The 13,046-nt window shown below is 66.9% G+C and carries 14 protein-coding genes; 10 read left to right on the forward strand and 4 right to left on the reverse strand.

The window, feature by feature from the left end:
* Nucleotides 1-90: 90 nt before the first annotated feature.
* Nucleotides 91-1,644 (forward strand): aspartate ammonia-lyase, encoded by a 1,554-nt coding sequence (locus LQ955_RS04970; RefSeq protein ID WP_231028048.1) that lies wholly within the window; start codon nt 91-93, stop codon nt 1,642-1,644.
* Here the strand turns inward: LQ955_RS04970 and LQ955_RS04975 are convergent.
* Both LQ955_RS04975 and LQ955_RS04980 read right to left on the reverse strand, forming a co-directional pair.
* Nucleotides 1,583-2,674 carry a YihY/virulence factor BrkB family protein gene (locus LQ955_RS04975; RefSeq protein WP_231027098.1) on the reverse strand — a complete coding sequence of 364 codons (1,092 nt, stop codon included), beginning with the start codon at nt 2,672-2,674 and terminating at the stop codon, nt 1,583-1,585. The genes LQ955_RS04970 and LQ955_RS04975 overlap by 62 nt on opposite strands.
* On the reverse strand, nt 2,671-3,156 hold the full coding sequence (locus tag LQ955_RS04980; RefSeq protein ID WP_231027099.1) for a DUF6328 family protein: 486 nt from the start codon (nt 3,154-3,156) through the stop codon (nt 2,671-2,673). The genes LQ955_RS04975 and LQ955_RS04980 overlap by 4 nt, the downstream gene beginning before the upstream one ends.
* Before the next feature lie 78 nt (nt 3,157-3,234).
* On the opposite strand from LQ955_RS04980, the gene LQ955_RS04985 reads away from it, so the two are divergent.
* Complete coding sequence (locus LQ955_RS04985) at nt 3,235-5,547, forward strand: HelD family protein (RefSeq protein WP_231027100.1); 2,313 nt, start codon at nt 3,235-3,237, stop codon at nt 5,545-5,547.
* A 41-nt stretch (nt 5,548-5,588) separates the two neighbouring features.
* A complete protein-coding gene (locus LQ955_RS04990) occupies nt 5,589-5,960 on the forward strand; it encodes an FKBP-type peptidyl-prolyl cis-trans isomerase (RefSeq protein WP_231027101.1) in 372 nt (123 codons plus the stop codon).
* A gap of 144 nt (nt 5,961-6,104) precedes the next feature.
* Here the strand turns inward: LQ955_RS04990 and LQ955_RS04995 are convergent, their stop codons facing one another.
* Nucleotides 6,105-7,547, reverse strand: a complete 1,443-nt coding sequence (locus LQ955_RS04995; RefSeq protein WP_390623442.1) for an MFS transporter — start codon at nt 7,545-7,547, stop codon at nt 6,105-6,107.
* A 163-nt stretch (nt 7,548-7,710) separates the two neighbouring features.
* On the opposite strand from LQ955_RS04995, the gene LQ955_RS05000 reads away from it, so the two are divergent.
* Complete coding sequence (locus tag LQ955_RS05000) at nt 7,711-8,160, forward strand: PaaI family thioesterase (protein WP_231027102.1); 450 nt, start codon at nt 7,711-7,713, stop codon at nt 8,158-8,160.
* Between the two features lie 6 nt (nt 8,161-8,166).
* Here LQ955_RS05000 and LQ955_RS05005 read toward each other — a convergent pair whose 3' ends face one another.
* A complete protein-coding gene (locus tag LQ955_RS05005; protein WP_231027103.1) occupies nt 8,167-8,406 on the reverse strand; it encodes a hypothetical protein in 240 nt (79 codons plus the stop codon).
* A gap of 41 nt (nt 8,407-8,447) precedes the next feature.
* Between LQ955_RS05005 and LQ955_RS05010 the strand changes: the two genes are divergently transcribed.
* The 6 genes from LQ955_RS05010 (at nt 8,448) to LQ955_RS05035 (ending at nt 12,998) form a co-directional block, all read left to right on the forward strand.
* A complete protein-coding gene (locus LQ955_RS05010; protein WP_231027104.1) occupies nt 8,448-8,939 on the forward strand; it encodes a fluoride efflux transporter FluC in 492 nt (163 codons plus the stop codon).
* Nucleotides 8,936-9,322 carry a fluoride efflux transporter CrcB gene (gene crcB / locus LQ955_RS05015; RefSeq protein ID WP_231027105.1) on the forward strand — a complete coding sequence of 129 codons (387 nt, stop codon included), beginning with the start codon at nt 8,936-8,938 and terminating at the stop codon, nt 9,320-9,322. The genes LQ955_RS05010 and crcB overlap by 4 nt, the downstream gene beginning before the upstream one ends.
* Before the next feature lie 163 nt (nt 9,323-9,485).
* Nucleotides 9,486-10,814 carry an FAD:protein FMN transferase gene (locus tag LQ955_RS05020; RefSeq protein ID WP_231027106.1) on the forward strand — a complete coding sequence of 443 codons (1,329 nt, stop codon included), beginning with the start codon at nt 9,486-9,488 and terminating at the stop codon, nt 10,812-10,814.
* A 2-nt stretch (nt 10,815-10,816) separates the two neighbouring features.
* Entirely contained in the window at nt 10,817-11,374 is a 558-nt protein-coding gene (locus LQ955_RS05025) for a ferric reductase-like transmembrane domain-containing protein (RefSeq protein ID WP_231027107.1), read from the forward strand.
* A 5-nt stretch (nt 11,375-11,379) separates the two neighbouring features.
* Nucleotides 11,380-12,720, forward strand: a complete 1,341-nt coding sequence (locus tag LQ955_RS05030) for an NADH-ubiquinone oxidoreductase-F iron-sulfur binding region domain-containing protein (RefSeq protein ID WP_231028050.1) — start codon at nt 11,380-11,382, stop codon at nt 12,718-12,720.
* Nucleotides 12,720-12,998 (forward strand): ferredoxin, encoded by a 279-nt coding sequence (locus LQ955_RS05035; RefSeq protein ID WP_231027108.1) that lies wholly within the window; start codon nt 12,720-12,722, stop codon nt 12,996-12,998. Before LQ955_RS05030 ends, LQ955_RS05035 begins: the two co-directional genes overlap by 1 nt.
* The last annotated feature ends 48 nt before the right edge of the window (nt 12,999-13,046 follow it).

Raw genomic sequence — 13,046 nt, forward strand, 5'->3', positions numbered from 1 at the left:
CAGGCCGTGCACACCTCGACTCAGCCCATTCCCACCGCTAGCCCCACAACCACCTCCGCCGCGACCGTCAAAGAAGACGTCGCTGCCGATATCGCCCACCCGCGTACTCGTACAGAGACCGATTCGCTGGGCAGCGTAGAGATTCCGTATGAGGCGTACTGGGGCATCCACACCGCACGTGCGCTCGAGAACTTTCCCATCAGTCGGCGGCCGATCTCCGTCTACCCCGATCTGATCGATGCGCTGGTCATCGTGAAGCAGGCCGCGGCGCGGGCCAACGCCGAGATCGGCGTGCTCGACCCCACGAAGGCCCGGTACATCGACGAGGCCTGCCAGCTCGTACGCGACGGAAAGTACCACGACCAGTTCGTGGTCGGCGTGATTCAGGGCGGCGCCGGCACCTCGACGAACATGAATGCGAACGAGGTGCTCACCAACGTGGCTCTCGAGCTGATGGGCAAGCCGAAGGGCAGCTACGACGTGCTGCATCCGCTCGACGACATGAATCGCAGCCAGAGTACGAACGACGTGTACCCCACGGCCGTCAAGCTGGCCCTCTGCTTCGGCCTGCAGCGCCTGCTGGTCGAGCACGAGCTGCTGCGCGATTCGTTCGCCGCGAAGGGTGTCGAGTTCGCCGATGTGCTGAAGATCGGCCGCACCCAGCTGCAAGACGCGGTGCCGATGACGCTCGGCCAGGAGTTCCACGGCTTCGCCACGACTCTGACCGAAGACAACCAGCGTCTGGCCGAGACGGTGCCGCTGCTCTGGGAGATCAACCTCGGGGCGACCGCCATCGGCACCGGCATCACGGCCGACCCGCGCTATGCGGATTCCGTTCGGCGGCACCTGCGCGAGCTGACCGGGTTCGAGTACGTCACCGCGCCCGACCTCATCGAGGCAACGAGCGACGCCGGCGTGTTCATGCAGCTGTCGGGCATCCTGAAGCGCAGCGCCATCAAGTTGAGCAAGATCTGCAACGACCTGCGGCTGCTTTCGAGCGGGCCGCAGGCGGGCTTCGGTGAGATCAACCTGCCGGCGCGGCAGGCGGGCTCGAGCATCATGCCCGGCAAGGTGAATCCGGTCATTCCCGAGGTCGTGAACCAGATCGCCTTCTCGGTCGCCGGCGCCGATGTGACCGTCACGATGGCGGCCGAGGGCGGGCAGCTTCAGCTGAACGCGTTCGAGCCGGTGATCGCGCACTCCCTGCTGCAGAGCCTGGCCTGGATGACACAGGGTTGCCTGACCTTGCGCATCAACTGCATCGACGGCATCACGGCCAACCTCGACCGGCTCGACCGGCTCGTGTCGACCTCGGTCGGTGTGGTCACGGCGCTGACGCCGTACATCGGCTACTCCGCGTCGTCGGCCCTGGCGAAGACCGCGCTGCTCACCGGGCGCAACATCGCCGACCTCGTGGTCGAGGCCGATCTGATGTCGCGCGAACGGGTCACCAAGCTGCTGTCGCCGGCCCGGCTCTCGGGGCTCGAAGCCATCACGAGCGCGATTCCGATCGTCGACGCACACGGTGTTGTGGGGGCACACGGTGTCGTGGGCGCACACGGTGTTGTCCGAGGCTCGGTGGTCAGCTCCGACGCGGAGGCGCTGGCGGCGGCTGCTGCAGACGAGCGGCCTCTTCGCGAATAGCCAGGCCCTGCTCGACGTCTCGGTGGTGCCGGGCGAGCAGAATACGAATGCGCTTCGTGTCACGCAGGCCGACCAGAATGGTGCCTTCAGATTCCAGGCCTGCGAGCAGCTGGCGGGCGCGCGTGAACTCGGCATCCACCTCCACCCCGAAGACGAGCATCAGGTTCGAGAGAAAGAGCCAGACGAGCGTGATGATGGCTCCCGAGAGCAGCCCGTAGAGGCGATCGTATCCGGCGAACGTCGATACGTAGATGTAGTAGCCGGCCGTGGTCGCAGCCCAGGCGGCGATGGCGAACGTCGCGCCGATAGACACCCAGCGCACTCGCGGGCGGCGCATGTTCGGTGTGCCGTAATAGAGCACGATGACGGTGAAGACCGCGAACAGAACGAGCAGGGGCCACTTGAGATAGCTCCACACATCGACGGCGAGCAGCGGCCAGCCCATCGTGAGCACAACCGCGCGGGCGACCTCTGGCGTGACGATGATGATGACGATGATCACGGCCAGCAACACGACCAGAGCAACGGATTCGACCAGCATGAGCAGGCGCAACTTGATGAAGCGGCGCCCTTCGGTGACCTGATAGACGGCATTCACCGTGCGACCGAAGGCGGTGGCGTAGCTCGCACCGGCCCAGATGGTCAGCCCCAGGCCGATGGTGAGGGCGAGTACGGGCTCGGGAATGTGTGTGAACTGCTCGAGCGCGAGCCGGGTGGTCTGCGTCGTTCCCTTCGGGGCGAAACTGTCGACCACGTTCAGAACGACACGCACGGCGTCACCGTTCGGGTCGAGCAGGCCGACGATCGAGACGACGGCCAGCGACGCCGGAAAGAAGGCGAGCGCGGTGTAGAACGTGAGCGCCGCACTGGAGTCGATTCCCCGGTGCAGAAAGAAGCCGAAGTAGGCCCGTCGAACGGCGTACCAGACGGCTACCCGGTCGAGGCGTCGGCGGTCACTGCCGGTGAGCAGAGTGTTGAGAGGCACCTCGGGGCTTTCGCCGGCACCCTCGGCCTCAGCGCTACCGCTCACGGGGTCGGCACTCTTCGGCGCATCGAGAGCGGCAGGGCCAGCCAGAGCAGGGCGAGAACGATCAGCGCCACGACGCCTGCCACGATGCCGGCGGTGTCTCCGACGACGATGTCGAAAATGAACACGATCGTGCCGGTGAGCACCAGCGAGATGACGACGAGTGTGACTAACGCCAGCCGGTTCGCCGTCTCGACGATCTGCTGCTTTTCGTTGCGGCGAAAGAGCAACCGGTGCAGGCTCACTGGCGCCAGTGCAAGTGCCGTCGCAAGTGCCGAGCCGCAGACGAGGCAGAGATACAGCGTGGTCTGCAGCGACGTCAGCGACGAGAACTTCGCCTGAAACGGCAGCGTCAGCAAGAATCCGGTGAGAATCTGTGTTCCGGTCTGTATGACCCGAAACTCCTGAAGCAATTCGCTCCAGTTGCGTTCCACCCGAGCGGTGGGCGTCTCACCCGTCGCTGACGATTCTGAAGTTTCGGTCATGCTGCGATTTTAGGGCGGGGGAGAAGAGCTCTACGCGCGAGCTAGACTGATTAGCCGGATTTTTGAGGGGTAACAAACGTGGTTTCAGCTGAACTCGATCGTGAACGCGACTACGTGGCGAAGCTGTACGAACGGCTCGACGAGCTGCGCGCAGACGCCCAACGGCAGCTCGCGCGAGTGCATTCCCAAGACGTCGGCGGCAATCACCAGAGCCGCTCCGAGCGCGACGCATTCGCCCGGGTTTTCGAAGACCGCATCGTGCAGCTGAACGATGTGGATGAGCGGCTCGCCTTCGGGCGACTCGAGATCGCTGCGCGCGAGAGCGACGCCGATGGCGACGCCGACGCGGACTCCGACGTGGAGAACGACTCGACCGGCGACTCGGCCTACCGCTACATCGGTCGCATCGGCCTGCGTGACGAGAATCTGAAGCCGATCTTGCTCGACTGGCGTGTACCCCAGGCGGGCCCCTTCTACCAGGCGACCGCAGCGACACCGATGGGCATCCGCTCGCGCCGGCACCTGCTGAGTAAGGGCCGGCGCATCGTGAAGATCGAAGACGAGATCTTCGACAGCAGCGAGCTCAGCGCTGAAGAGGCCAGCTCGCTGCAGGGTGAGGGCGCGTTGATGGCGTCACTGTCGACGCAACGCACCGGGCGCATGCACGACATAGTGGCCACCATTCAGGCGGAGCAAGACCGCATCATCCGCTCGCCCCTGCAGGGCGTTCTCGTCGTGCAGGGCGGCCCCGGCACCGGCAAGACCGCGGTGGCGCTGCACCGTGCTGCGTACCTGCTGTACTCCTACCGTGACCGTCTGAAGTCGTCGGGTGTGCTGGTGGTGGGCCCGTCGCGGGCGTTTCTGCAGTACATCGAGGCGGTGTTGCCGAGCCTCGGTGAGTCCGGGGTGGTGCTCGCGAGCGTGGGGCAGCTGTACCCGGGAGTGGAGGCGACGCTCGAAGATCTGCCCGAGGTGGCGAAGGTCAAAGGTGAGACGGGTATGGCGGCGCTCATCGAGCGTGCTGTGCGCTCCCGTCAGCGGGTACCCGCCGAGTCGCAGGTCGTCGATGTGAACGGCGAGCAGCTCACGGTCGAGCCGAGTGTCATCGCCGCTGCGATGAACCGGGCTCACGAGAGCCGCAAGCCCTACAACGAGGCCCGGGTGATCTTCGTGAAAGCCGCGCTGGCCGAGCTGACCCGCCTGCTGGCGGCGCAGCTGCGTGCGCACGGCAACACGGTCGACGAAGACGACTACGGCTGGCTGCGCGAAGATCTGCGGCAGTCGTACGACATTCGCGTGGTGCTGAACACGGCGTGGATTCCGCTCAGCCCGCAGAAGCTGTTGCAAGACCTGTACGCCCGGCCGCAGTGGCTGGCCGAGCTCACGCCCACCTGGGAGCCGGCCAAGCGCGCCCTGCTGCGCCGCGACCGCGAGGCGCCGTTCACCGTGTCCGACATAGCGCTGCTTGACGAGGCAGCTGAACACCTCGGTGAGCACAACGAGCGCTCGGCCGCGCTCGATCGGGAGACGAAACAACAGCGCAAGCGCGACATCCAGAACGCCGAGCAGGCCATCAAGAACATGGATGTCGAGGGCATCGTACGGGCAGAAGACCTGGCCGACACCTTCGCTGAGCAGGCCTCCCGAGGCACCACCGCCGAGCGGGCGGCCGCCGACCGCACGTGGACCTATGGGCACATCGTGGTCGACGAGGCCCAGGAGCTCTCGCCGATGCAGTGGCGGCTGCTGCGCCGCCGCGGCCCGCTGCGGTCGTTCACGATCGTCGGCGACATCGCCCAGGCCAGCGCTGCCGCCAGCGCGAATAGCTGGCGCGAAGCGGTCGCCCCGCTGGTGGGGCGCTCCCGCCAGGGCGACGGCTGGCGCCTCGAAGAGCTCACCGTGAACTACCGCACTCCGAGTCAGATCGCGGATGCGGCGCAGCAGTTCGCCGAAGAGCAGGGTCTGCCCGTGACGCGCTCGACGTCGGTGCGAGAGAGTGAGTGGCCGATAACGACGGTGCGGGCATCCGGTGTTTCAGACGAAGCGCTGAACCGAGCGGTATTGGATGCCGTGACCGCCGACCGGGAGATCGACCCCGTCGGCACGGTCGGGGTCATCGTCGTACCGGCGGCGCTGTCGGCGACCTTCGAGTTTCTGTCGGCCGAGCTGCCCGGCGAGGTCGGTCTCGGGGCGGTCGGACTGACCCGTTCCGTGGCCGTGATGACCCCGCAAGAGGCCAAGGGGCTCGAGTTCGACTCGGTCGTCATCGTCGATCGGCAGCGCATCGTGGCAGAGATTCCGCGCGGGGCCTCGGCGCTCTACGTCTCGATGACGCGCCCCACGCAGCGCCTCACCTTCGTCGAGCCGGCGCCGGGTGCGCTGACGGCGTAACCGCTTTGACTTTCGGGTGCCGACCCCGGTTGGATGGAGCCATGACAGATCTCACTACCAAGCCCGAACTCGACGCCCCCGAGGGCCCCGCTCCCGAGACGCTCGAAATCGTCGACATCGTCGAGGGTGACGGCCCCGAGGCCACCGCCGGCTCGACCGTCGACGTGCACTACCTCGGTGTCGACTACGAGTCCGGCGACGAATTCGACTCGTCGTGGAGCCGCGGCACCTCCATCAACTTTCCGCTTCGCCAGCTCATCGCCGGCTGGCAGCAGGGCATTCCCGGCATGAAGGTCGGCGGCCGTCGTAAGCTGACCGTTCCGCCCGAGCTGGCCTACGGCCCCGCCGGCGGTGGCCACAGCCTCAGCGGTCGCACCCTGATCTTCGTGATCGACCTGAAGGGTGTGAGCTGATTAATTTGTGCGCCGCCGCCTCTGCGGCGCACAGTGCGGCTGGTTGCTCCCGAAAGGGTATTGGCCGCTACCAACGCTGAAAGCGACGTACACGCCGCCGCTTTCAGCCGATCACGTTTCGCGCAGAACCCCTTGTCGTGGCTCTTACGGCATGGGGTTCTGTGCGTCGTAATGGCGGAAGCCCGGGTTGGCGCGAACCAGGATGCCGATGAGAACGATGATGATGATGCCACCGAGCAGCGGCGGGAACCAGACGGCGGCGAACGCCGAGAGAATGCCGATGTAGGCGTCACCGACCCGGGGGCCACCGGCCACCACGACCGTGAACACGCCCTGAATGCGGCCGCGCATTCCGTCGGGAACCGCCGCTTGCAACAGCGTCGATCGGAAGATCGCACTCACATTGTCGGAGGCTCCCGATCCGGCCAAGAACACCGTGGCGGCAATCAGAGCCACCAGGTTCACGCCGGCGATCGACTCCGTCACCGCGTGCAGTTGCAGGTTGTTCTGGATGCTCGTCACGAGCAGCACCGCGCCGAACAGCGCGATGAAGACGCCGTACACTGTGATGGCCCGCCCGATGGCCGTGCCCTGCCAGCGCACGTGCCCGAGCCGCCCCGAGAAGACGCTGCTGAGCAGAGCACCCACGGCGACGGCAGCCGTTAGAATTCCTACCGTGATCGCCCCGCCGCCGATCAGCACCGCACCGACAGCAGGTAGCAGAACACGGGGCTGGCCGAACGTCATCGCGACGATATCGACGATGAACGACATGCGCACATTGGGCGCCCCCTTCAAGAAGCGCAAACCATCGACCACCGCCGAGAATCCGGCACGCCCGCTGGTGCCTTCGGGAATGATCTTCGGGAGCGAGAAGATACCCGCGAAGGCGGCGATGAACAGGATGACGTCGACGGTGTAGGTCCATTGGATGCCGACGGTTGCGACGAGCACGCCCGCCAGCGCGGGCCCGACGGTGATCATCAGCCCCATGCTGATGCCGTTCAGCGCGCTGGCCGCGGGCAGCAGCTCTTTCGGCAGCAGCCGCGGAACGATGGACTGCCGCGTGGCCCCGATCACCGTGCTGCCCACCGCGATGAGCACGGCCAGCACGTAGTACGGCCACACCACGTCGACCTGCGCCCAGGCGATCGCCGCGAGTGTCGCCGTTGAGACCCACGAGACGATCGCGGCGACGAGAGCAACCAGACGCCGATCGAAGGTGTCCGCGAGAACCCCGCCGTAGAGCCCGAAGATGATCATCGGCACCAGGGTGAAGACGCCCACGAGAGCGACGGCGAGCGTCGAGGAGGTGAGGTCGTAGATGTGCAGCCCCACCGCGACGATGGTCATCTGGCCGCCGATGCCCGAGATGGCGGCACCGGCCCAGAGCCGGGCGAAGGGTGGGCTCCGCCGCAGGGGAGTGAGGTCAACGAAGCGGCTGCGCCGGGTCAGCGGTTCTGTGCTGCCCGGTTCTGTGTTGCCCGGTTCTGTGTTGCCCGGTTCTGTCGCCGCGCGCTCGAACGGTTCCGCACTGTGCAGCGAGTCGACCGGTGCGAGCTCGTCGCGGCCGTCGTCGGCGTTCACGAGGTGGTTTTCACAGGGCAGTGCTAACAGCGGAGATCACAGAATTCCAATTCTCGGTTGTGGAAAGTGTCTAATGCATTCCGAAGACGCAGGCGAATCGCTATAACGTCTAGTTTCGACAGCACAACTAATCACACCACGACTACATCACGAGGGAGTCACCGTGACACTCGCCGACGAAGCGGGCCCCGGCCTGTCAGGCATCGAACAACTGCGCGCGCTGATCAAGATCGGCGTGCAACCGCCGATCGGGCAGACCATGGAATTCGACCTGGTCTCCATCGAAGAGGGCCGCGCGGTGTTCACGGGTACCCCCAGCGAACGTATGTACAACCCCATCGGCTCCGTGCACGGCGGTTACGCGGCGACCCTGCTCGACTCGGCCTGCGGATGCGCGGTGCACTCGCTGCTCACGGCCGACCAGGCCTACACCACCCTCGAACTCAAGGTTTCGTACCTGCGCGCCATCACGAGCAAGACCGGCACCGTGACGGCCGAAGCGACCGTCATCAAGATGGGCGGCCGTGCCGCGTTCACCGAGGCGAAGCTGGTGGATGCCCGCGGAACTCTGCTGGCCACCGCGACGTCGACGCTGCTGGTCATCCAGCGCTGACGCTCGCTATTTGTTGTTGTTCCAGTCGTCGGCGCGCTCGACATAGCCGCTCAGCACCTCGAGAGAGTCGTTGTCGGGCACGTAGCTCGGGTCGGCGACGATCTTGTCGAGCTCGGTCTGCAGCCGGGCGATCTCTTCGTCGATCTCGAGCACGACAATGGCGTTGTTCTGCACGTTGTCGAGATTCACCAGCATGTCGAGGGCTTTTTCGATGTCTGCTCGACCACCGAATTCGTAGTTGCTCATGCCCAGAGTTTAGGGGTCGGCGCACCTCCTAAGCTGTAGGCGTGACCGAATCCGCAGACGAGCGCAACGATCTGCCGATCGATAGCGACGCCTACGCCGAAGCGGCCGCGCACTCCGCTCAGGCTCCCCGGCCGGCTCAGCTGCAGCCGCTGAACATCGCGCTGGTTTTCGTGGGTGGCACGGTCGGCACAGCTCTCAGGTTCGGGTTGATCGAGATTTTCCCCGGGGTCGGGTCGCTGCCCGTGACGGTGCTCTTGATCAACGTGATCGGTGCCTTCGCGCTCGGTCTGCTGCTCGACACCCTCGCGCGCCGCGGCCCCGACCGAGGAAGGCGTCAGCGGGTACGCCTGCTGATCGGAACGGGGGTGCTCGGCGGCTTCACGACCTACAGCACACTCGCTGTCGGAACCGTCGTGCTGCTACATTCCGGTCTGGGTTTCGTCGCGGTCGCCTATGCCTTGGGCACCCTGGTCGTCGGAGCGCTGGCGACGTTCGCCGGAATCACCCTCGGCGCCACCCGGAGGGCCCGATGACCCCGCTCGAATTCCTCGCGATCGCGCTAGCCGGCGGGGTCGGTGCGGTCTGCAGGTTCGTGCTCGACGGGGCGATCCGCTCGGTGTTCAAGACCAGCTACCCCGTTGGCACCACCGTCATCAACGTGACCGGCTCGTTCCTGCTGGGGCTGGTCACTGCCATTGCGCTCTCGGCGGTTCTCGATTCGAACTGGGCGCTCATCATCGGCACAGGCTTTCTCGGCGGGTACACCACCTTCAGCACGGCCAGCTTCGAGACGGTGCGTTTGGTGCAGTCACGACGCTATGCGGCTGCGTTGTCGAACGGGCTCGGCATGCTCGTGGTCTCGATTGCCGCCGCCGCCCTGGGTTACTGGATTGGTTCCCCCTCAATCGGTTCATAGACTCCTCCAGTGTTTCTTGCAGACACGAGGCGCATGCTTGGTGAAACGGAAGGAGGGCTGACGAAATGAACCTGCGAGAGTCGGGCAGACGCCGCGCAGCCCTCGTGACCGTGGCGGTGAGCGCCGCGAGCCTGATCGCTGCCGGAGCAACGAGTGTCGCGTTGTGGGCGAGCACGCCGCTTGCCTCGACGTCGAGCTCGACGACCTCGAGCTCCGACACGGGTGCGTCCGGCTCTGGTACGTCCGGCTCTGGTACGTCCGGCTCTGGCACGTCGAACTCTGGCACGTCGAGTTCGGGCACCACGGGTTCAGCCGAGTCCGGATCGTCGCCTTCGGGCTCCAGCTCTTCGGGGTCGAGCTCTTCAGGGTCGAGCTCTTCAGGCTCGTCGTCGGTGAGCTCCGGATCGGGTTCCTCGTCACACGCCCGGTCGTCGGGTTCGTGATGATGAGTATCGCCGAACCGACGGCGGCCGCCGAGTGGTCGCAGTGGAGCACCACGATGCGGCTCGTCGTGACCGAGCCGGCGCTGCTCGGCCCCGCACGTCGTCAGGTCGATGCCGTGCTCGCCGCGGTGGCAGGCGCTTGCGACAGGTTCTGCGCAACCTCCGAAATCAACCGTCTGCACGGATCCCTGTCGCAGGGAGCCGTCGTGAGCGGCACCCTGTCCACACTCGTGCGCACGGCCCTCGACGCTGCGCAGCAGACCGACGGTGACGTCGATCCGACTCTGGGCGGTCTGCTCGCCGACCTCGGTTACGACCGCGACTTCGGGCTGGTGCTGTCAGCGACCAGCGAGGCGAGCACGGCGCGTGCGGCAGCCGCCACGAGCCTGCACACGGGCATCCCCACAGGCCTCCACACGGGCATCCGCGTGCCCGGCTGGCGCCGCGTGAGCCTCGTCGGCAGCACGTTGACGGTGCCCGCAGATCTCACGCTCGACCTCGGCGCCACCGCGAAGGCCTTCGCTGCCGACCGCGCGGCGGCCGAGGTGTTCGAGCAGCTCGGCTGCGGGGTGCTGGTGAGTCTGGGCGGCGACATCGCCACGGCGGGGCCCGCGCCCGACGGAGGCTGGCAGGTCAGCGTTCGTGACCTCGACGAAGACCCCGAGAGCACCGTCACGCTGTCTGCAGGGCACGCCCTGGCGACCTCGAGCACCCAGAAGCGGCGCTGGCAGCGTGGTGGTCGTAGCCTGCACCACATTCTCGACCCGCGCTTCGGAATTCCGGCCGAACCCGTGTGGCGAACGGTCACGGTCGCCGCCCCGAGCTGCGTTCTGGCCAATACGATGAGCACGGCCTGCATCGTGCGCGGTTACCGCGCGGTCGGCTGGCTCGCGGGCGCCGAGACCGCCGCACGACTCGTCGACGCGAGCGGACGCGTGCTGACGCTCGGCGGCTGGCCCGACGAGAACAGCGTGCACGTGCTGGCGCCCAGCCCGATGCTGGCTTCCAGCCCGATGCTGGCTTCTAGCCCGATGCTGGCAGGGCGGTAATCGTGGATGCCGCGCTGTGGGCCATCGGCCGCGGAACCGGAGTGGTGGGGCTGGTCGCGCTCACGCTTGCGGTGCTGCTGGGCATCCTGACCCGCTCCGGGCGGCCGTTGCCCGGGCTGCCGCGTTTCTCCATAACGCTGGTGCACCGCAATCTGTCGCTCGTGGCGTGCGTCTTCGTGCTGATTCACATCGTTTCGCTGTTCTTCGATTCGTTCGCCCAGCTGACGCTGCTCGATTTCGTGGTGCCGTTCTTCGGCAGCTTTCTGCCGTTCTGGCAGGGCCTCGGCACCGTCGCTGTCGACCTGCTGATCGCTGTCACGGTGACCGCTCTGCTCCGCAACCGCATCGGATTGCGCGCGTTTCGGCTCGTGCACTGGCTGACCTACGCGATGTGGCCGATCGCGCTGGCGCACGCTATCGGCAACGGAACCGACGGCACCAGCCCGTGGTTCTTGTGGCTGGCCGGCATCAGCACGCTGGCGGTCGTCGCCGCGCTCGCCTGGCGGGTTTCGGCGCGATTCGTCGAGTTTCAATCGGTTCGAACGGGGGAGACGTCGTGACGGTGATGGATGCCCTGCCTCCGGTTCACGGAGCACCCGGGCCCTCGGCTGAGACGACCGCACCGCTTGCCGGTGGCGTCGTGCCGCCGGCCACCACGGCTCGACTATTTCTCGCCGCAGACCCCACGTTCGCGGCCCATCGTGCGGTGTACGGGCCGATGCCGAGCATCGAGCATCCGAATGCCCTCGTCGACGAACTGCGGCTGTCGGGACTGGACGGGCGTGGCGGTGCCGGCTTTGCGGTGTGGCGCAAGGTCGCCGCAGTGCGGAACTCGAGCGCACGGCGTTCGAAGCGCCCGATCGTGGTGGCGAACGGCTCGGAGGGCGAGCCGCTCAGCCGCAAAGACGAGACCCTGATGCGCCGCGCTCCGCACCTGGTGATCGACGGGCTGTTGGCCTGCGCGGCCGTGGTCGGGGCGACGGATGCGACGCTGTACGTCTCGACCGAGGGCGCGAACGTCATGCGCGCTGCGATGGCCGAACGCGCAGACGCGGCTCATGTCGCGGTCGTCGTCGCACCCGACGGTTTCGTCACGGGAGAGGCGACCGCGGTCGCCAACGCACTCGAGCACGGAGTGAGTGTTCCCCGCGACCATGTCGTGCACCTCAGCGAGTCGGGGGTCAGGGGTCGCCCGACTCTCGTGCAGAACGTCGAGACGCTCGCGCAGCTCGCCCTGATCGCGCGCTTCGGCGCGGCCTGGTTCCGTTCGATCGGAACAGCGGACGAGCCGGGAACCCGCGTGGTGACCGTCAGCGGTGCCGTCGACATTCCGCAGGTGATCGAGGTGGCCGGGGGCACTCCGATTCGGGCCATCATCGATGCGTGCATGCGGCCCGACCACACGCTCGCCGGCTCTCTGATCGACGGCAGCGCAACGCCCCTCAGCGCGACCGAGGGACGCCCGTCGCCTGTGCGAGCCGTGCTCGTGGGCGGCTACCACGGCGGCTGGGTGCCAGGCGACCGGTTGTCGGTGCCCCTCTCGCGAGCGGAACTCGCTCCCTACGGCGCTCAGCCCGGAGCGGGCGTGCTCTTTGTGCTCGGCGCCACGGCGTGCGGGCTCGAGACGTCGGCGAACATCGCTGCGTACCTCGCGGGTCAGTCGGCAGGTCAGTGCGGGGTGTGCGTGAACGGCTTGCCGGCCATGGCCGACGTGCTGAGCCGCCTCGCCGCACGGCACCGCGATGCCCGGCTGCCGGCCGAGATCACCCGGCTTGCCGACCTGGTCACCGGCCGAGGTTCGTGCTCGCACCCCGACGGAACGGCGCGGTTCGTGCTGTCGAGTCTCACCGCTTTCGAGACGGATGTTCGCGCGCACCTCGAGGGCCGCTGCGAGGTGCACGGCTGATGGCCGCGAGACGGCTCGAGAGCACGTCCGGTGCGTCGCGCGACGGCACTGCCGGCCGGATGCCCGTGCGCCTGCACATCGACTGGACCCGCTGCGACGGCCGCGGCCTCTGCACCGAGTTGCTCGCCGACCAGCTCACCCGCGACGAGTGGGGGTACCCGCTGGCGCGCCGAGCAGACGATGCCTCGAACGTGCCGATCCCCGCGGCTCAGCTTGACGCCGCACACGACGCGGTCGCGCTCTGCCCGCGCCAAGCGCTGCGACTGGTGGCCGAATAGCCTCTGGCCGACGAGATCGGTGCGCCAGAGTGGTGACTTCGGCAACAC

Source organism: Subtercola endophyticus (assembly GCF_021044565.1).
Lineage (GTDB): Bacteria > Actinomycetota > Actinomycetes > Actinomycetales > Microbacteriaceae > Subtercola > Subtercola endophyticus.